This window comes from Streptomyces sp. NPDC057445, assembly GCF_042802855.1.
GTDB lineage: Bacteria > Actinomycetota > Actinomycetes > Streptomycetales > Streptomycetaceae > Streptomyces.
In genome coordinates this window covers 219688-237673 of record NZ_JBHVDH010000003.1, presented here as the reverse complement: position 1 = coordinate 237673, position 17986 = coordinate 219688, and the positions used below count along the sequence as shown (strand labels likewise).

19 protein-coding genes are annotated in these 17986 nt (G+C 70.9%); 4 read left to right on the top strand and 15 right to left on the bottom strand.

Annotation, left to right across the window (positions count from 1 at the left end; translation table 11 throughout):
• Window positions 1–35: 35 nt before the first annotated feature.
• From ACFU5O_RS09000 to ACFU5O_RS08970, 7 genes are all read right to left on the bottom strand, one after another.
• Window positions 36–647, bottom strand: coding sequence for a hypothetical protein (locus ACFU5O_RS09000; RefSeq protein WP_384238218.1), 612 nt, complete (start codon window positions 645–647; stop codon window positions 36–38).
• Window positions 634–2244: a substrate-binding domain-containing protein gene (locus ACFU5O_RS08995; protein ID WP_384238216.1), complete on the bottom strand. Its 1611-nt coding sequence runs from the start codon at window positions 2242–2244 to the stop codon at window positions 634–636. The genes ACFU5O_RS09000 and ACFU5O_RS08995 overlap by 14 nt, the downstream gene beginning before the upstream one ends.
• The gene (locus tag ACFU5O_RS08990; protein ID WP_384238214.1) at window positions 2241–3413 is read right to left on the bottom strand and encodes a toxic anion resistance protein; all 1173 of its coding nucleotides are present in this window, start codon (window positions 3411–3413) and stop codon (window positions 2241–2243) included. Before ACFU5O_RS08990 ends, ACFU5O_RS08995 begins: the two co-directional genes overlap by 4 nt.
• A gap of 12 nt (window positions 3414–3425) precedes the next feature.
• The gene (locus ACFU5O_RS08985) at window positions 3426–4529 is read right to left on the bottom strand and encodes a hypothetical protein (RefSeq protein WP_384238212.1); all 1104 of its coding nucleotides are present in this window, start codon (window positions 4527–4529) and stop codon (window positions 3426–3428) included.
• Between the two features lie 129 nt (window positions 4530–4658).
• The gene (locus tag ACFU5O_RS08980; RefSeq protein ID WP_384238211.1) at window positions 4659–5045 is read right to left on the bottom strand and encodes a hypothetical protein; all 387 of its coding nucleotides are present in this window, start codon (window positions 5043–5045) and stop codon (window positions 4659–4661) included.
• Between the two features lie 181 nt (window positions 5046–5226).
• Window positions 5227–6438 (bottom strand): pyridoxal phosphate-dependent aminotransferase, encoded by a 1212-nt coding sequence (locus ACFU5O_RS08975; protein WP_384238209.1) that lies wholly within the window; start codon window positions 6436–6438, stop codon window positions 5227–5229.
• Window positions 6439–6614: 176 nt separating this feature from the next.
• A complete protein-coding gene (locus tag ACFU5O_RS08970) occupies window positions 6615–7235 on the bottom strand; it encodes a TetR family transcriptional regulator (RefSeq protein ID WP_384238207.1) in 621 nt (206 codons plus the stop codon).
• A gap of 98 nt (window positions 7236–7333) precedes the next feature.
• On the opposite strand from ACFU5O_RS08970, the gene ACFU5O_RS08965 reads away from it, so the two are divergent.
• From ACFU5O_RS08965 to ACFU5O_RS08955, 3 genes are all read left to right on the top strand, one after another.
• Window positions 7334–8317 (top strand): aldo/keto reductase, encoded by a 984-nt coding sequence (locus ACFU5O_RS08965; RefSeq protein ID WP_384238206.1) that lies wholly within the window; start codon window positions 7334–7336, stop codon window positions 8315–8317.
• 116 nt (window positions 8318–8433) lie between these two features.
• The gene (locus ACFU5O_RS08960) at window positions 8434–9066 is read left to right on the top strand and encodes an alpha-ketoglutarate-dependent dioxygenase AlkB (protein ID WP_384238204.1); all 633 of its coding nucleotides are present in this window, start codon (window positions 8434–8436) and stop codon (window positions 9064–9066) included.
• Window positions 9067–9207: 141 nt separating this feature from the next.
• Complete coding sequence (locus ACFU5O_RS08955) at window positions 9208–10092, top strand: hypothetical protein (protein ID WP_384238203.1); 885 nt, start codon at window positions 9208–9210, stop codon at window positions 10090–10092.
• 106 nt (window positions 10093–10198) lie between these two features.
• On the opposite strand, the gene ACFU5O_RS08950 is transcribed toward ACFU5O_RS08955, so the two are convergent.
• The 3 genes from ACFU5O_RS08950 to ACFU5O_RS08940 are packed head-to-tail and all read right to left on the bottom strand — an operon-like array spanning window position 10199 to window position 12623.
• Window positions 10199–11593 carry a cytochrome P450 gene (locus ACFU5O_RS08950; RefSeq protein ID WP_384238202.1) on the bottom strand — a complete coding sequence of 465 codons (1395 nt, stop codon included), beginning with the start codon at window positions 11591–11593 and terminating at the stop codon, window positions 10199–10201.
• The gene (locus tag ACFU5O_RS08945) at window positions 11590–11832 is read right to left on the bottom strand and encodes a DUF397 domain-containing protein (RefSeq protein WP_384238201.1); all 243 of its coding nucleotides are present in this window, start codon (window positions 11830–11832) and stop codon (window positions 11590–11592) included. The genes ACFU5O_RS08950 and ACFU5O_RS08945 overlap by 4 nt, the downstream gene beginning before the upstream one ends.
• On the bottom strand, window positions 11829–12623 hold the full coding sequence (locus ACFU5O_RS08940) for a helix-turn-helix domain-containing protein (protein ID WP_384238199.1): 795 nt from the start codon (window positions 12621–12623) through the stop codon (window positions 11829–11831). The genes ACFU5O_RS08945 and ACFU5O_RS08940 overlap by 4 nt, the downstream gene beginning before the upstream one ends.
• A gap of 94 nt (window positions 12624–12717) precedes the next feature.
• Here ACFU5O_RS08940 and ACFU5O_RS08935 point away from each other — a divergent pair, with 94 nt between their 5' ends.
• On the top strand, window positions 12718–13173 hold the full coding sequence (locus ACFU5O_RS08935) for an ATP-binding protein (RefSeq protein WP_384238197.1): 456 nt from the start codon (window positions 12718–12720) through the stop codon (window positions 13171–13173).
• On the opposite strand, the gene ACFU5O_RS08930 is transcribed toward ACFU5O_RS08935, so the two are convergent.
• The 5 genes from ACFU5O_RS08930 to ACFU5O_RS08910 all read right to left on the bottom strand — a co-directional run bounded on the left by ACFU5O_RS08930 (window position 13137) and on the right by ACFU5O_RS08910 (window position 17875).
• Window positions 13137–13811, bottom strand: a complete 675-nt coding sequence (locus ACFU5O_RS08930; RefSeq protein WP_384238195.1) for a response regulator — start codon at window positions 13809–13811, stop codon at window positions 13137–13139. The two genes, ACFU5O_RS08935 and ACFU5O_RS08930, sit on opposite strands and share 37 nt — an antisense overlap.
• On the bottom strand, window positions 13808–15118 hold the full coding sequence (locus ACFU5O_RS08925) for a sensor histidine kinase (protein ID WP_384238194.1): 1311 nt from the start codon (window positions 15116–15118) through the stop codon (window positions 13808–13810). The genes ACFU5O_RS08930 and ACFU5O_RS08925 overlap by 4 nt, the downstream gene beginning before the upstream one ends.
• Window position 15119: 1 nt before the next feature.
• Window positions 15120–16307, bottom strand: a complete 1188-nt coding sequence (locus tag ACFU5O_RS08920) for an acyltransferase (RefSeq protein ID WP_384238192.1) — start codon at window positions 16305–16307, stop codon at window positions 15120–15122.
• Complete coding sequence (locus ACFU5O_RS08915) at window positions 16300–17325, bottom strand: alpha/beta hydrolase (protein ID WP_384238190.1); 1026 nt, start codon at window positions 17323–17325, stop codon at window positions 16300–16302. Before ACFU5O_RS08915 ends, ACFU5O_RS08920 begins: the two co-directional genes overlap by 8 nt.
• Window positions 17326–17704: 379 nt before the next feature.
• Window positions 17705–17875 carry a hydrophobic protein gene (locus ACFU5O_RS08910; protein WP_384238188.1) on the bottom strand — a complete coding sequence of 57 codons (171 nt, stop codon included), beginning with the start codon at window positions 17873–17875 and terminating at the stop codon, window positions 17705–17707.
• Window positions 17876–17986 lie beyond the last annotated feature (111 nt).

Here is a 17986-nt window from a genome sequence, read left to right as displayed (position 1 = left end):
GAAGACATCCTGGAAGCGGCCGGAGACCCGCCAGGTCAGTGGCCGCGGCCCCGGTCCTCCAGGTAGCGCGTATGGGTCTGCTGCCGGCGTGCCTCCTGCTCACGCAGGGCGGAGGCGAGGGACTCGGCCTCCGCGTGCAGGAGGCCGAGCTGCCGCTCCAGGTGGCGCTCCGGCGGTTCGCTGCCCGGGTTGAGGCGGGTCCACCAGCGTGTGCGGGTGTAGGTGTCGACGGACTCGGGGAGGTCCTGCCGGATCGCCCGGGACAGTGCGTGCACCGCCTCCGCGTCCGCGGCCAGCGCGTCGGCCACCCAGCCGGGCTCGAGCAACGCGGCCAGCAGTGCGTCCAGTTCGGTGAGCCGGCCGGCCGCGGCCGGCGGCAGGTCCACCTCCGCGAGGTAGGCGCGCAGCCTGCCGAGATCGCCGCGCAGTTCGTCGAGCTGCTCGGCGGGCTCCGGGAACCCGGGCGCCCGCGGCCGCTCCGGCGGCGCGATCAGGGCGCCCGCCCCGTACAGTCCCGCGACGACCACCGGCCAGTACGCGCCCGCGACGCCGGCGAAGGTCAGGCCGAGCCCGGCCAGACCCAGGGCGCTGCCCGCGAGGTTCTTCCTGGACTCGAGGTAGCCGAGCACCCGGTCACTGGTAGCCACGGATCTCCTCGAAGGCGCCGTCCAGCGAGCCCTTCTGCGCGTCGAAGAGCCGGCCGCCGGTGAGCTCGGCGATCCGGTTGAGCTCCGCGCGGTCGGAATCGCCGAAGAGGATGGAAAAGACGGGCGTGTGGCGCTGCGCTTGCGGCAGTGCCCGGTAGTACGACTCGAAGGCCTCGGCCGACGCGCCGGCCGTGTTCTCGCCGTCCGTCATCAGGACCACGGACGTGAACGTGTCCTCGGAGGACCTCCGGCCCAGGTAGGCGTACGCGTCCCGCAGACTGCTGAAGATCGCTGTGTCACCGTCGGCCGAGAGCTGCTGCGCGTCCTTGCGGACCGCCTCCCGCCCCGCGTCCGGGTCGGCCGGGTCCATCGTGTGGGTGAGCTGCCGCTTCACCTGCGAACCGAACGGCATCAGCGTCACCTCCTCCCGGTCCCGGAACTCCCCGGTCAGTTCCACGAGTGCCGCCTTCAGCCCGTCGAGCCTTTCACCCTCCATGGACCCCGATGTGTCGAGGACGTACACCGTGCGGGAGGGTCTGCGCAGCTTGTTCTCGTACGAGCGCAGGAGCCCGTCGGCCACGGATCGGCTGCCGGGGAAGGGAAGTTCACGCCGCCGGTCGGTCGCGATCCCGGTTGCGGGGGGTACGGAGGTGACGACCGGGCGCCGGAACGTCCGCTCGGTGATGGCCTTCTGTGCCTCAGCGCCGCGCAGATGGTCGGTCAGTGTCCTGCCCGACTCGCGGGCTTCCCGGGGCGCCGAGGCCAGCAGCGTGAACGGGTAGTCGGCCGTCACCACGCCGTCCCTGGGCCGGATGACGGTCAGCCCGGCCGCGCCGTCGCGGTTCAGCGACATCAGCACGGACTCGTAGTTGATGAGGGCGTCGACATTGCCGCGCCGGGTGTAGGCGGAGGCGAGCCAGCCCGACGAGCCGGAGGTCAGCTTCTGCCCGGCGAAGAACTCCTTGAGCCGGGGGGTGGCCTTCTCGACGTCTGCGTCGGTGAGCGCGGACTGCGCGCCGGAGAGGCCGGAGGCGACGGAGACAAGGGCGGAGAAACCGGAGTTGGACCGCTCGGGGTCCGTCATCCCGTAGGTCAGGCTGCCGTCCGTGACGGCACGGTGCAACTGCGACCAGGTGACGTCGTCGCCCTTCCAGCCGAGGCGCCGTACGGTGTCCGCCTTGACGCCGATCGCGACCGGCGACGTCATCACGGGAGTCTCGCTGCCGATCCTCGCCGCGGCTTCCGGCCGCAGCCGCAGAGGGTCGTTGGACGACAGCCACACCGCGTCGTACTTCCCGTCCGCCTTTCCGGAGGCGATCTGCTCCACGGCGTCGAGGGTCCCGGCCCAGGTGGGCCGTACCGTGACGCCGGTCTTCTCGGCGGCGGCGTCGAGGACGGGCTTCATGTCGCTGAGTTCGCTGCTCGCGAGCACACGGAGCGTGCCCGGCCGGTATTCGGTGTCGGGCTCCTGCCGGGACCCGCCGTTCTCCGCGGTGCATCCGGCGGCCAGCCCCGCCGCCATCATGGCGGCGACGGCTGTCGCGCGCAGGGCGGGGAGACGGCCGCGCAGGCGGACCGAGGGGGTGCTGGGAGTCATGTCAGTCCGCCCTCCAGCGCGTTGGTGCGGCGGGTGCGCTCCAGGTGGGCGCTCGCCGCCTGGAGCTCGGCCGTCAGCGACTCGACCGTCGCCGCCATCGACTCCGTCGCCTGGACCTTGTAGGTGTCGATCGCGTCGAGCGTCCGGTAGATCTGCTGGAAAGCTGTCCGCAGGGTCTCGGCCCCCACGGCGGGGTCGGCGGCGATGCGCTGGATCTCGCCGCTCTGGGTGGCGAGCATCTCCGCGTTGCCCCGGATCAGGTCCTCGGTCGTCGCGCGCAGGGTGTTGACCTGCTCGGTCACCTTGCGCTGGTTCTCCAGCGCCGACGAGAGCATGACCGCGATGCGCAGCGCGGAGACCGTGGTGGTCGCGGCCCGGTCGACGCCCTTGACGAGTTCCTCGTTGTTGCGTCGTACGACGTCCATCGCCAGATAGCCCTGTGCGCAGACCGCGAGCTGGGTCAGCAGGTCCTGGTGCTTCTGGCGGACCGGGAAGAGCACGTCGGCGCGGAGGGCGTCCGCCTGAGCGGGATCCGGTGTGGCGGCGATGCGCTGTTCGACGGCGTTGTCCAGGGCGTCCGTGAGCACGGCGTACTCCTGGAGCTTGCCCATGGTCTCCCACAGCCGCGTGCGCTCGGTGTGCAGGGCGGCGTTGTCGCGGCGCAGTTCGTCCTGGCCGCCGCGCAGGGCGCCGACGATCCTGTTCAGCGTCGCCTGCGAGGAGGCGTACTTGGCGACGTGGTCGCGGAACCTGTTCCCGCCCGGCAGCCTGGACAGGAACTTCCGCGCTCCCTTGCCCGGGGTCTCCCGCGGGTCCAGGTCCTCCACGGTCCTGCGCAGCTCGACGAGTGAGGAGGCGACCCGCGACTGCGTGTCCTCGCCCCCGCCCGCCAGCGAGCGGACCGTGCGGTCGAGCATCCGGTTGGACTGCTGCGCGGCGCTGCGGATCTCGCCGGCACCGAGACCCGCGATCTCGCCGATCCGGCTCGCGAACTCGGGGGATCGGGCGTCGAGCACGGCCAGCGAGCCGACGAACTCGCTCGCCTTCAGAGTCATCTCTTCCCGTACGGACTCGTCCAGCGGTACCAGTCCGGCGGCCTGTTCTGTGCGTACCGGCGCGACGGGCTCCGGCGGAGTGAGGATCAAGGCGTCGCTGTTGTTGTCGTTCATCTGTGAGCCCCCCTACGACCGGGCCCGCTGCGCCATGGTGTGCAGCACCTTGGAGGTGGGCACGGGCGCCTGGCGGACCCCGGTCAGCTTCTGGTTGAGATAGCCGGTGTGTGCGGCGGTGGCGGCGGTGAACTCGGCCGCGGCCCCCTGCGGCCGGAAGCCGTGACGCACCGCCAGCTCGCGCAACCGCTTGTCCGTGCCGAGCAGTTCGCCCAGCGCCTTCCCGTTCTCCGTCAGCGGTACGAGCGTGTGGTCGCTGGAGACGGTGGTGTCGGGATACAGCAGCACCAGGTCCCCGACGTCCTGCTTCTGCAGCAGGAGCGAGGCGACCTGCGACTCGTACACGAGCACCAGCGGATTGCCGACCCCGCTGATGAAGTCCCGGAACGGCGCGTCGGAGCTTGTCTGCTGGGCCCCCTGCACCGAGATCAGCTTCTTCAGCAGCGGCGCGGTGCGCGAGAGCGCGGCGTCGTCCGCGACGACCTTGCCGCCGTCGGCGACGTAGGAGGCCGCGGCCAGATACAGGGCGCCGGAGCTCGATGCGAGTGGATCGGTACTGGTGATGAAGAGAGTGCCGCTCAGCTCGGCGTGCCCGGCGGACCCCTTCAGCTGCTGCCACGTCCGGTCGGCCTTCGCCGCGGCCAGATACGGACCCATGCGCAGGGTCCCGGTGGCCTTGCCGCCCAGTGCGGCCAGCCCGTTGGCCGCGAGGATCCCGGCCGCGTCGCGGTGCGCGACCACGACGAGCGGCGAGTAGAAGGGCCGCAGCGGCGCGCCCTGGATCTTCGACTTCTTCCGCAGCTCGTCGGCCGGTGCCTTGGCGGCGGGGAAGGCGAAGTCGTAACCGGTAAGGGGAAGTTGCTCCATGTCCCAGGAGCCGGACGTTTCCGTCTTCACGGTGAAGCCCTTGGCAGCCAGGGCCTTCACCACCTCGGGATCGCTGAAGAACTCCGCCTTCTCCGACCCGATCACTCCGCGCACGGTCTTCGTTGCCGTGCCGTTGTCCTGGCTTTCTCGGCCTGCTACGACGGCGACTGCCACTCCGCCGATCAGCAGCACCGCCAGGACGATGCCCACGATGCGTCTCACGGGTGCAGACTGCTCGCGGAATCCCACATTCCAGGCGGAGTTGCGTACGGGAGGTGAAGCGCCTATCCCGGTATGCAACCGGAACCGGTTCTCCGGATCAGGAGTCCATGGGTGGCACCCGGTCCGCGCGCCTTCGCGGCCCGCGGACCGGGGCCGTCAGAGGGTGCCGACCAGCTGCGTGTCGCGCAGGGCGGCGGTGTGTGCGTCCATGCGCTCGGCGGCGAGGATCGCTGCGGCGGTGTCCGCGCGCGAGGCGGCGACGACCAGGGCGCGGCCGGCGAGGGCGAGGGCGCGGTCGTGCAGAGCGGCGGCGCCGGCGCCGGACGGCCCGGCGTGCCGCGTGGGCGCGGTGCCGCGGAGCCGGGCGACCTGGGCGGCTATGCGGTTGCCCTCGGTCTCGAGCCCGAGCTCGTCGGTGACGGCGAGGAGCGCCGCCAGATGACCGGCGAGCTGGATGTCCAGCTCCTCCTCGCGGGTGCGGTGGGGGAAGTCGGACGCCTCGGCCATCGAATGGGCGGACTTCGAGCGGATCGGTTCGTACATGGCGGATGGCCTCCCTCGCACTGTCAGGAGACCATCCTACCTTGGATTCAGTCTAAAGTTATGGGTGATCGGGAAAGTGTTCCCTGTGCCGTGTTGCGCCCGCCCGTCGTGGCCCGCCTTGTCGTGCCCGCCTTCTCGACGGCGACCGTGACGGCGAGGCGGCGAAGACGGCGACGGCCGGCTACGGCTGGCTGTAGCCGTTCAGGAAGGTCCCGATGCGCGTCACCGCGTCCGCCAGGTCCTTCGCGTTCGGCAGTGTGACGATCCGGAAGTGATCCGGCTCGTGCCAGTTGAAGCCCGTGCCGTGCACGACCATGATCTTCTCGGCGCGCAGCAGGTCGAGCACCATCTGCCGGTCGTCCTTGACCTTGTAGACCGCCGGGTCCAGCCGCGGGAACAGATACAGCGCGCCCTTCGGCTTCACGCATGTCACGCCCGGGATCTGCGTCAGCAGGTCGTACGCCACGTCCCGCTGCTCCAGCAGCCGCCCGCCCGGAAGCACCAGGTCCTCGATCGACTGCCGCCCCTGGAGGGCCGCGGCGACCGCGTGCTGTGCCGGCATGTTCGCGCACAGGCGCATGTTCGCCAGGATCGTCAGGCCCTCGATGTACGAGGTCGCGTGCGCCTTCGGGCCGCAGACCGCGAGCCAGCCGCTGCGGTAGCCCGCCACCCGGTAGTTCTTGGACATCCCGTTGAAGGTCAGGACCATCAGATCGGGTGCGATCGCGGCGGTCGGGGTGTGGGTGACCCCGTCGTAGAGGATCTTGTCGTAGATCTCGTCCGAGCAGACGACCAGCTGGTGGCGGCGGGCGATCTCCGTCAGGCCGCGCAGCAGCTCGTCGTCGTAGACCGCACCGGTCGGGTTGTTCGGGTTGATGATCACGATCGCCTTGGTGCGATCGGTGATCCTCCGCTCGATGTCCGCGAGGTCCGGCATCCAGTCGGCCTGCTCGTCGCACCGGTAGTGCACGGCCGTACCGCCCGCGAGGGAGACGGAGGCGGTCCACAGCGGGTAGTCGGGCGCGGGTACGAGCACCTCGTCGCCGTCGTCGAGCAGCGCCTGCATCGACATCTGGATCAGCTCGGAGACGCCGTTGCCGAGGTAGATGTCCTCGACCGAGAGCGGGATGCCCTTGGTCTCGTAATGGCTCATGATCGCGCGCCGCGCGCTGAGTAGGCCCTTCGCGTCACCGTAGCCGTGCGCGTCCCCGACGTTGCGCAGTATGTCCTCGAGGATCGCCGGAGGGCACTCGAAGCCGAAGGCGGCGGGATTGCCGGTGTTGAGCTTGAGGATGCGGTGACCCGCGGCCTCCAGCCGCATCGCCTCCTCGAGCACCGGACCCCGGATCTCGTAACAGACGTTGGCGAGCTTGGTCGACTGGATCACCTGCATGACGCGAGCTTACGGGGGTACCGGGAGTCGCGCTTCGTGTTCTGTGCCACGTCGGAGCCCGGGCCGGGCGCCGATCCGCAGGTCGTGGGGGTGGTCGAAGTCGCCCAGCACCCCTCGGGAGGGTGATACGGGTCGCCGTCGTCCCGTCACTCGGACGGCCCTGGCGCCGGGGCGTCTCAGGGGGCGGACTCCCGGTCGCGGTCAGGGAGCGGGCTGCCGGTGCTGTCCGGCGCGATGATGCGGGCCACGGTCTCCACGACAGCAGTGCGGTGCCGCTTCCTGCGCTCCTCCTGCCAGACCGAGCCGTCCGCGTCGGTGGCGGGGCCGCCGGGCGCGGCGAACCAGGCCTGGGCCAGGGCCAGTACGAGCGTGAGGATGTCGGCGGGGTCGAAGCCGGGCGCGATGCGCCCCTCTCGCTGTGCGGCGGCAACCGCGTCGATCTTGCGCCGGTACGCCTCGGTCGTGGTGGCCGTGGCGCCGGGTCGCTCCAGCTGCTTCCACGCGACGAGCCGCATCAGCGCGGGCCGCGCCGTCAGATGGTCGAAGATCACCCCGGCGTACCCGGGGAGATCCGTGACGTCGAAGGGCACCGACTCCGCGCCGAGATCCATGGCCTGCTGGATCACCAGATCGAAGAGCTGTTCCTTGTTGCCGAAGTAGACGTAGATGAGGCGCTTGTTCGCCCCCGCCGCCTCGGCGATGCGGTCCACCCGGGCCCCGGCGATGCCGTACTCGGCGAACTCGGTGAAAGCCGCGTCGAGCAGGCGTGCCTTGGTTGCGCTGGAGTCCCGTGCCATGCCCGCAGTCTACAGAGTAACTATCCAGTTATTGACATCCGGGGAAGTCACGCCTCATAGTGGAACTAACGAGTTAGTTACCAACAGAGGAGAGCGTGATGGAGCGGCGTGCACTGGGATCCCAGGGACTGGTCGTCGGGGCCGAAGGCCTCGGCTGCATGGGGATGAGCGCCTTCTACGGCGCGACCGACGAGACGGAGTCGCTGGCCACGATCGACCGCGCCCTGGAGCTCGGCGTCACCATGCTGGACACCGCGGAGGGGTACGGCCCCTTCGTCAACGAGCAGCTGATCGGCAAGGCGCTCTCCGGTCGCCGCGAGAAGGTCGTGATCGCCACCAAGACCGGCCTCGAGTTCACCGACGACGGCGCCATGACCGGCCACAACGGGCGGCGCGAATATATCCACCGGGCCGCCGACCGGTCCCTGCGCCATCTCGGCACGGACCACATCGACCTGTACTACCTGCACCGCGTCGACCCGAACGTGCCCATCGAGGAGAGCGTCGGGGCCATGGCGGAACTCGTCACCGCGGGAAAGGTCCGCTACCTCGGGATCAGTGAAGCGGCCGCCGCGACGATCCGGCGCGCCCACGCGGTCCACCCGCTGACGGCGGTGCAGACCGAGTACTCGCTCTTCGAGCGGGGCATCGAAGGCGACGGGGTCGCGGCCACGCTGACGGAACTCGGTATCGGTCTCGTCGCCTACTCGCCGCTCGGCCGCGGCTTCCTCTCGGGCGCCATCACCAGTCCCGAGGACTTCGCCGCCGACGACTTCAGGCGTATCGACCCGCGCTTCCAGGGTGAGAACTTCGCCCGCAATCTCGCCGTCGTGGACCAGGTCCGGCGTCTGGCCGAGGAGAAGTCGGTCACCCCCTCCCAGCTCGCGCTGGCCTGGGTGCTGCGCACGGGTGCCCTTCCGATTCCGGGCACCAAGCGCCGCCGCTACCTGGAGGAGAACGTCGCGGCCCTCGATGTGACGCTCACCGACGAGGACATCGCGGCCATCGAAGCCGTGGCGCCGCGCGGGGTCGCCTCCGGTGACCGCTACGCGCCCGAGCTCATGCAGTCGCTCAACGGGTGACCGTCCCTGCCGGCGGGGCGCCGCAACCGAGTGGCGCCCGGGCCGGTGGCAGGGATCCCGGCAGGTGGCCGGTGATCGATTAGCTCACTTGTTCGGTTTCTTCGTACTCTGGAGACATGGCAGCAGTCCATCTCCAGGGTTCGCTCTTCGACCAGGCCGACGAGATCCGCCTCGGCCCGCTGAAGGACGTCCGTCGCACCGTGCTCGGACAGGGCGCCTGGCTCGACGTCCTGCCGGGCTGGCTCACCGGGGCGGACGCGTTGTTCGAGGAACTGGCGGACGGCGTCCCGTGGCGCGCGGAGCGGCGCCGGATGTACGACAACGAGGTCGACGTGCCCCGGCTGCTCGCGTACTACGGCCAGGGAGTTCCTCTCCCGCACCCCGTCCTCGCCGAGGCCAGGGACGCCCTCTCCGCGCACTACACCGACGAGCTCGGCGAACCGTTCGTCACCGCCGGGCTCTGCAACTACCGTGACGGCCACGACAGCGTCGCCTGGCACGGCGACCGCATCGGGCGCGGCTCCCGCGAGGACACGATGGTCGCGATCCTCTCCGTCGGCAGCCCGCGCGACCTGGTGCTCCGGCCCCGCGGCGGCGGCCACACCACGGTCCGCAAGGCCCTCGGGCACGGCGATCTCGTGGTGATGGGCGGTTCCTGCCAGCGGACCTGGGAGCACGCCGTACCGAAGACGGCGCGGGCGGTCGGGCCGCGGATCAGCATCCAGTTCCGCCCGCGCGGTGTGAACTAGCGGGTACTCGGTGCCGAGGGCGGCCCAGGTGCGCGCCCGCAGGCTTCGCCCCGCCGGACTGCCCGCCGGGGGCCGGGAGTTAAGGTCTTCCCTTCGTCATCCTTCACTTCTGGTGATGACCACGAGACCAAGGGGGACTCCGTGGCCACCCCGCCACCACCGCACGGCGCCGACCCGCAGCCCTGGCCGCCGCAGCAGCAGCCCGTCGGCCCGTACGCCGGACATCCGGCACAGCCCGGCCCGTATGCCGCGCCGCCGCAGCCCGGCCCGTACGCCGGACATCCGGCACAGCCTGGCCCGTACGCCGGACATCCGCAGCCCGGCCCCTACCTGTCGCAGCCGCATGGTGTGTACAACGCTCCGCAGCCGCACGTCGTGTTCCCGCCGCAGGGAGCAGTTGCTGCCTGCCGGATCTGCGGGGCGGTGCCCGCCGCGCCCACGACGGTGCGCGGTCACCAGGGCTTCCTCGTGATCATGCGGTTCCTGAGTCTGCAAGGGCCGTTCTGCCGCGACTGCGGGCTCGCCACCCTGCGCCACATGTCCGCGAAGACCCTGTGGCAGGGCTGGTGGGGCCCGCTGTCCGTGGTCGTCACGCCGATCACCCTGCTGGTGAATCTCGGCCCGTGGGCCGCTTTCCGTAAGCTCCCCACTCCGGCCGGCGGTTTCCGGCCCCCGCTCGACCCGGGCAAGCCGCTGGCGCGCCGCCCTGAAGCCCTGCTGTTCCTCGTGCCGATGCTGCTCGTGGCCCTGGCGATCCCCACCCTGATCGTGATCGGCCTGCTGGTCGGCGGCGACAAGGGCTCCGAAACGGCACCGACGCTCTCCGTGGGGTCATGCGTGCGCAACGACGAGGACTGGCCCGACCAGGACCTGCAGGTCACGGACTGCGGTGCGCCCGATGCCGAGTACAAGGTGAGCCGGCGACTGGAGGAGCCCGGGTCGACCTGCGCCGACGGCGACTTCTACGCCGACCTCAAGTACGGCCCGGGCGGGGCGACCGTCTCTTGCCTGGAACCTCTTCGCTGAGCCGTGACGTCGCCGGGCCGGAGGCCGTACACGTACGACTTCCCGGCCTTCGAGCCCCGCCACGCGCCGATGGAAGGCCCCTCCTCCTCGCCGGTCGAATCCAAGGTCAACCGTTCGGAACGTTCCCTTCGCCTTCCTTGTCCAGGGGCCGCAGCCTGCACCGGGCCGGCCCCGCCGCGCGCAGGGTGATGCCCGTGTCGACGGGTACGTCCAGGTCGACGGCCTCCAGTTCGTACGCCCGCAGGATCATCGAGAGTGCGAGGACCGACTCCAGCATCGAGAAGTGCTGACCGATGCAGGCGCGCGGGCCTCCGCCGAACGGGAACCAGGCGTACCGGGGCCGCTCTTTCTCGAGCTCGGGCGTGAAGCGCTCCGGGTCGAAACGTTCCGGCTCCTCCCAGTACCGCGGATGCCGGTGCGTCACCCACGGCGCGACGATCACATCCTTGCCCGCCGGGATCGTGTGGCCGCCGATCTCGGCCGCGGCGACGGTCTGCCGGCCGATGACCGGCCCGGCCGGGTAGAGCCGCATGGCTTCCTTCAGCACCTGCGTGAGGTAGGGGAGCGCGTCGAGGTCGTACGCCTCGGGCGTCCGCCCGGACAGTACGCGCACGGCCTCGTCCCGCGCCCGTGCCTGGTGCTCGGGATGACGGGCGAGAAGGTGCAGGGCGAACGCGAGGGAGGTGGCCGTCGTCTCGTGCCCGGCGAGCAGGAACACCAGGACCTGGTCCCTGATCTCCGACGCGTCCAGGCTGCCGTCCTCCGCGCTCTCTGCCTGCGCAAGGAGGGTGAGCAAGTCGTCCCCGGTCGCCGAGTCGCCGTCCGCGCGCCGCTTCTCGATGATCCGGTCGCACACCGCGTACAGCTCGTCCATGGCGGAGGCCGCCTTGCGGTTGGCGGGAGTCGGCCAGTTGCGGGGCGGATTGACGGGCGAGTATCCGCGCTGGAGCGTGTAGTTCCCGATCACCGGGAAGCAGCGCTCCACGACATCGACCGCGGCCTCGACATCCACGCCGAACAGGATGCGGGCGACCGCGCGCAGAGTCAGCCGCGTCATCTCGTCGACGACGTCGACGGTGGCGTCGGGCGCGTCGCGCCAGCTCGCGAGGAGTGAGGCGGTCTCGCCGGTGACGGCCTGGGCGTAGCCGTCGACCCGGCGGCGGGTGAAGAGCGGCTGCACGAGGCGGCGCTGACGGAGATAGTCCTCGTCCTGGCTGGTCAGCAGACCGTTGCCGAAGGACTCCCGGACCTCTTGGTAGAAGGCGTTGTCCTTGCGGAAGTTGGCCGAGTCGGTCGCCAGCACCTGCTGAGCGCCCTCGGCGGAGAACACCGCGTAGAGCTCGACCCGCAGGCCGGGGGGCCCTGCCGTGAACCTGACGATGTCACCGTGCTCGCGGTGGGCGTTCAGGTAGGTGCCGAGCGAGTCCCGCTTGAGGTCGAGCATCGACCCGAGCAAGGGCAGACCGGTGGGGCCGGGGATGTTCGTGGACGGTGTCGTCATGCGGTGACACCACCCAGGAAGAGGGTCCACGCGGTTCCGGCGACGGCGAAGGCGGGGCTCGTCTCGCCGAGCTTGGAGTCGCGGACGTGGACGGTGCCGGGGCAGGTGGCGACCTCGACGCAGGCGGCGTCGAGGTTGTCGCTGTAGGTGGACTTGCGCCAGTCGAGGGCGACTTCGATGCAGTCGCCGCCCTGGCTGTCGCTGTAGCTGGACTTGAACCACGTGAGTCGGTTGCTCATAGTTCCTCCGCCACTTCCCTGATGAAGTCCGCCGATTCCTCGACGCTGAGGGCCTGCATGCGGATCATGCCATGCGCCTCGGCAAGCGCACTGACCTTGCCTGGCTCTGAGTGGAGGGCGCTCGTCTCCGGCGCCTCGACGTAGGCGTACCGGTCGTGGTCGGTGGTCTCCAGCAGAACCATCGAGCCGTTCAACGCGAGGCCGTTGCAGCGGCCTCGCGGCAGGACCTGGATCGACGCGTTCCGCAACGTGCCTACGTTCAGCAGATGTTCGAGCTGCGAGCGCATTGTCTCCCGGCCGCCGACCAGCGTCCGCAGCGCCGCCTCGTACAGCACGAAGCTGAACACCGTGCTGGCCTTGCGCGTCAGCGCCACCTGCCGCTGTAACCGCGCCCGCACCCGCTCCTCGACCGTCTCGTCGTCCAGCGGCGGATGGCTCGCGCTGATCAGCGCGCGGGCGTACTCCTCGGTCTGGAGGAGGCCGGGAATCAGGAGGGCGTCGTAGGAGTGGCGCGCGATGGCCTCTGCCTCGATGGCCATGAACTCCTGCGCCCTTGCCGGAAACGGCTCAGGCTTCAGGAACTCCCGCGCAGCCAGCAGCTTCCCGCTCGCCCCGCACAACTGGTCCGCCACCTGAAGCAGGCGGATGCTCGGCTTGCGGCGGCCCTGCTCCATGGACTTGACCGTCTCGTACTCGTAGTTCGCCTCCTTGCCGAGCTCCTCACGAGTGATCCCCGCCTCCGTCCGCCACAGCTTGATCTGGCTGCCGCAGTACCGCCACGCCTCGCTCACGGGCCCGCCTTCCCGGGACGTCCTGGGTACAACGGCCTTGCGTACCCATGCCGGTACTACACGAGACCTTGTGCCCGCCAGCAACCTGTGGGTCATGAATCAGCACATCGAGTGGCGCCTCCCGCGCCACCCCCGCAGCGTGGGCCGGGCCCGCGCGCTTCTCGCCGAGCAGGCGAGGGAGTGGAAGCTTCCGGAGGACATGACCGACACGGCCGTACTGCTGCTCAGTGAGCTGATGACCAACGCCTGCAGGCACGCCCGGGTCTCGCCCGGCCGTGAGATCCGGGCGCGTTGCGTGCTGCGGCGGGACGAGAGCCTGCGCGTCGAGGTCTCGGATGCGAGCGACGTACTCCCCACCCCGCGTATCGCCGCACCCGACGACGAGTCCGGCCGTGGCCTCGCCCTCGTCGCCGCGCTCGCTCACACCTGGGGAGCTCACCCTCGCGCGTGCGGCATCGGCAAGACGGTCTGGTTCGTGCTGTCGCCCCCGGGCGTGCCCGCGGCGGCAACGGCTCAGTACCCGGCCGGGCGGACGAGTCCTGTCTCGTAGGCGAAGACCGCGGCCTGGGTCCGGTCACGGAGACCCAACTTGACCAGAATGCGGCTCACATGGGTCTTCACGGTCTGTTCCGCGACGACCAGCCGCTGGGCTATTTCGTTGTTCGAAAGCCCCTGGGCGATCAGGGACAGGACTTCCGTCTCGCGCTCGGTCAGGGTGCCGACGCGGTCCTTGAGCGGGGCGCGGGGTGCCTGGGTCACCCGGGAGAACTCGCTGATGAGGCGCTTGGTGATGTTCGGGGCGAGCAGGGCGTCCCCGGCCGCCACCACCCTGACCGCCTGGGCGAGTTCGTCGGCAGAGGCGTCCTTCAGCAGGAATCCGGACGCGCCCGCGCGCAGCGCCTCGTACACGTACTCGTCGAGATCGAAAGTCGTCAGGACGAGGACCTTGACGGTGGAGCCGGCCGGTTCGGTGATGCGGCGGGTCGCCTCTATGCCGCCGAGCTCGGGCATGCGGATGTCCATCAGGACCACGTCCGGCGCGAGTTCGGCGACCTTGGCGACCGCGTCGAGGCCGTCCACGGCCTGGCCCACGACCTCGATGCCGGGTTCGGCGTTGAGCAGCACCGTGAAGCCTTGGCGGACCATCATCTGGTCGTCGGCGATCAGCACACGGATGGGGGTCGTCATGGGATGTCCTCGGCAGGGTGGACGGAGGGCTTCGGGGCGTCGGCGGGCAGGATCGCGGTGACTTCGTAGCCGCCGTCGGGGGTGGGGCCGGCGGCGAGTTCGCCGCCCAGCATGGCGGCGCGCTCGCGCATGCCGAGCAGCCCGTGCCCGGCGCCGGGCGAGGGTGGAGGCGTCGCGCGGGGAGGGGTGTTGGTGACCCGGATGGTGAGACCGTCCGGCCGGTACCGGAGCTCCACCCGTACGCCCGCCCCGGGCGCGTGGCGCATCGCGTTGCTGAGTGCTTCCTGCACGATGCGGAACGCCGACAGTTCGACTCCCGGCGACAGCGGGCGCGGTCGGCCGGTGGTCGCGGTGGTGACGGCGAGCCCGGCGCCGCGCACGTTGCCGACGAGCTCGCCCAGCCGGTCGAGGGTGGGCTGCGGGGCGTGCCGGACGCCGTCCGCCTGGGCGTCCTCCGAGCGCAACACACCCAGTACCCTGCGCAGTTCGGTCAGCGCCTCGACCGCGTTCTCACGGATCCCCGCGAGGTTCTCCTTCAGCTCACTGGACGGATTCTCGACCAGGTGCGGGGCGACCTGTGCCTGGATGGATATCACCGACATGTGGTGGGCGACGACGTCGTGCAGTTCGCGCGCGATGCGGTTGCGTTCCTCGAGGAGGGTGCGCCTCGCCCGTTCCTCCGCGGTGAGCACCTGCTGATCCACGAGCCGTGCCTGTGCCACCCTCCTCGTGCGCAGCGACGTGCCGACGAACACGGCGGTCACGAAGGAGATCATTCCCCACTCCGTGAGGACCCCGTTGTGGAAGGGGGGCGCGAGGGTGATCTGGAGCAGCCCCAGCACAACCGTGGCCACCAGCCCCGTGAAGGCGGCCCGGGGGTGGACCCGCAGGGAGAGGAGCAGCAGCACGAGGGTGTGCAGCACGATCCCGCCGATGGTCCACGGCCAGTGCGCGTCGGGTCCGGCGGACTCCCGGTACTGCGCGACCAGGACGAGCGCGAGCGTGGACAGCCACCAGGCCGGTACCGGGCGGGACAACGCCAGGACGGTGGCCGCCGACTGGAGCAGGGGGAGCAGCGTCGCGATCCACGCCGGGCCCGGGACGGCGTCCTCCAGGTTGAGCCAGAGCATCAGCACGGCGAGCAGCACCGTGTGGACGTGCGGCAGCCACCCCAGCCAGCCCCTGCGCGGCAGTGGGTCGCGCGCCGTCGTCCACAGATCGTCACGCAGCGCACGGGGGGTTGCCGCCAGCGCCCGCACCAGCCGCCGCCCCGCGCCCCTCCCGTCCCCCTCGTTCACAGTCCGCATCTTAAGGACGCCCCTTAGCCGCCGGCTGCAGAGCCCGCTGTTCGCGTACGACCCGGGAGCCGCCCCGGCTCGCCCGTCGCTTCTGCTCGTACGTACGGAATGCGGTCCAGCACACCAGCAGCGCCACTGCGAACACCGGGAGCCAGGCCAGCCGGGCGAGCACCCAGCCCGCGCCGTCGGGGACCGTGTGCAGTCCGGGCAGGGCCCCGCCCGCGAGCAGGCCCGTCGCGGTGACCGCCATCATCGCGGTCTGGTGCCACAGGAAGATCGTCATCGCGGAGAGGTTCACCAGCGCCACGGCCGCCCAGGCGCCGGGACGCCGCATCAGCCGCCGCAGCGGGCCGAGCAGCAGCAGGGCCGCCCCGCACTGGGCGAGACCGAAGGTGACCGCGGCGAGGGTGGGCGGGTTGAGGTTGGAGATCTCCGCCCCCGGGACGCCGACCATTGCTGCCGGGTAGCCGGCTGCCAGGACGAGCAGGGCGGTGGCGGCTGCGCCGCCGAGCAGCAGTGTCCATGCGGTCCTCCGACTGCGCAGGCCGCCCCGGGCCCAGCACGCGCCCAGGCAGTAGGGGACCAGCCAGCCGGCCGCCACATTGATCCAGCCGAGCCGGTCGGTCCAGCCGGACCCGGCAGCCTCGCCCAGCCCGAAGCGGGCCAGGTCGACATGGAGCACGACGGCGAGCGGCCACAGCGGGCTGAGCTTCGAGAGCAGCGGTGTGGCCGCCGTCAGCGCCGCGAAGACCAGCAGGAACCAGAGCGGGGACAGCACCAGTTTGAGCAGGGTGTGTACGGTCTCCAGCCCCACCCCGGACACCAGCATCGCGCCCGTCACCACGGCCCACACCGTCAGCAGCGCGGCGACCGGCCGGAACAACCGGGCCATTCGTGCGCCGAGCCACCGCCCGTACGTCCCTCCTCCGGCCCGCTCGGAGGCGTAACTCTGCGCGCCCACCCGCCCGCCGACCAGGAAGAAGACCGCCAGGGTCTGGAACACCCAGGACACGGGCGTGAGTCGGGGCAGGTACTGCAGGGGACTTGCGCCGCGCACCGTGCCACTGTCCGCGACCAGGGCGGTCACCAGCCAGTGGCCGAGTACCACTCCGAGGACGGCGAGGGCGCGCAGGGCGTCGACGGTGCGGTCGCGGTCGGCGGGAGTCGCCGCTTCGATCCGGCGGACGAGATCACGCATGGCGGTCTCCCTCGGACGGAACCTTTCCGGCGGCGATCAGGGCGATGTTCCGCAGGGGCACGGAACCCGGTTTCAGGTAGTCGCTGTGGCCGCCGTCGCCCGCCGCGAAGACCCGGGCGCCGAACTCCGGGGACACGGGATCGGCCCCCAGGCCGACCTCCGCGAAGGGCAGGCTCAGCCGGGTGTGCGGGACTTCGCTGATCCAGTCGTCGGCTCCCCGGCCCGCCCATACGGTGGCCGTGGTGCCCAGCGCGGCGACGTTGTCGGCACCGGATCCGGGGCTGCCGTAGAGCACGATGTCGGTGACCCGCGCGACCGGCCCGGCTTCCCGTCCCGGGGCCTTTCCCGCGGTCCTTCCTGCGGCATTTGTCCCGCCCGCGGCTCGGCCGCAGACCACCGAACCGTAGGAGTGACAGATCAGCGAGATCCGGGCGGCGGGCCTGAGCGTGCTCAACTCGGCGACGAAGGACCGCAGGAGTGGAGCGGCGTCCTCCGCGCGGCCCGGGGTCAGCACCTCCGGTCCCACCGTGGCCGGTGTCCTGTATCCGAGCCAGGCGATGACGGCGGACCGCCCGCCCAGCTCCTCCGCAAGCGCCGCCGCCCCGGCCCGGAGGCGTTCGTAGGAGTCGAGACTGGTGTCGGAGCCCGGGACGAGCACGGCGATCCGCTCCGCAGCGGACAGATCGCCGAAGACCTCGGCGCTGCGGCCGCCGTCGCGGCCGTCGAAGGACAGTAACTGCCGCGCCGGTTCCGCCATCGCCCGCAGCGTGGCGGCCCGCCGCCGGTCCCCGTGCGCGTCGGCCATCCGCTCCGCGGAACGGATGGCGTCGCGGGTGGCGGCGTACCGCTCGGCGAGGGCGGCGGGTGTCGCGGCACGGATCGGGGCGAGTGAGGGCGGGACGGGCGCGGGGACGGCGGACGGCCGGGCCGCGCCCGACAGCGGCACCGCCACCGAGGCCACGACGAGCGCGGCGAGAAGGGCGCGGTACAGCCGGCTCCTGCGCGGGCGAGTTGGCATGGCGGATGCTCCTTCGGTGCCGGACGTCTTCGCGTTCGGCACCGAAGTTATGGATCACACCCGCTGGTCGGCGTCACGCCAGGGAGCTGACCTTGCCCGTAGCTCCCAGGTATGACGAGTAGGGGGCGGGTCCCGTGCCCGCCCGCACCGGTGCACCGCCGGGACCGGGAGGGACGGTCGGGGGACGGACGCCGGTCCGGAGCGACGTCCATTGGAGGTGCCCGGTTCCCTGCCTGGCACGGGCATCGCCCCGGACCTTGCCCCGTCGCCTACCCATATCGGGCGATCACGAACAACGAGGTCCGGATGCCCACAAGAAAGCGGGGCCGCACCCGAGTCGGGTGCGGCCCCGCTTCCATGAGCCGGGTCGAGCTGCGCTCTACCAGCGGTACCAGCGGCCTCGCCTGCCTCCGGCCGGGGTGGAGCGCATGACGAAACCGAGGAGCCACACGACCAGCACGATGACGGCGATCCACCACAGAGCCTTGAGCGCGAAACCGGCGCCGAAAAGGATCAGGGCGAGCAGAAGAACGAGAAGCAGGGGAACCATAGTTATCAACCTCCGAGACGCCGTGTACCCCCCGCCCACACCGCCACACGCCCGAATTTACGCGTTTCTTATCCGGGTGCCGGGGAAGTCGTTGACGCCCGTCGCGCATCA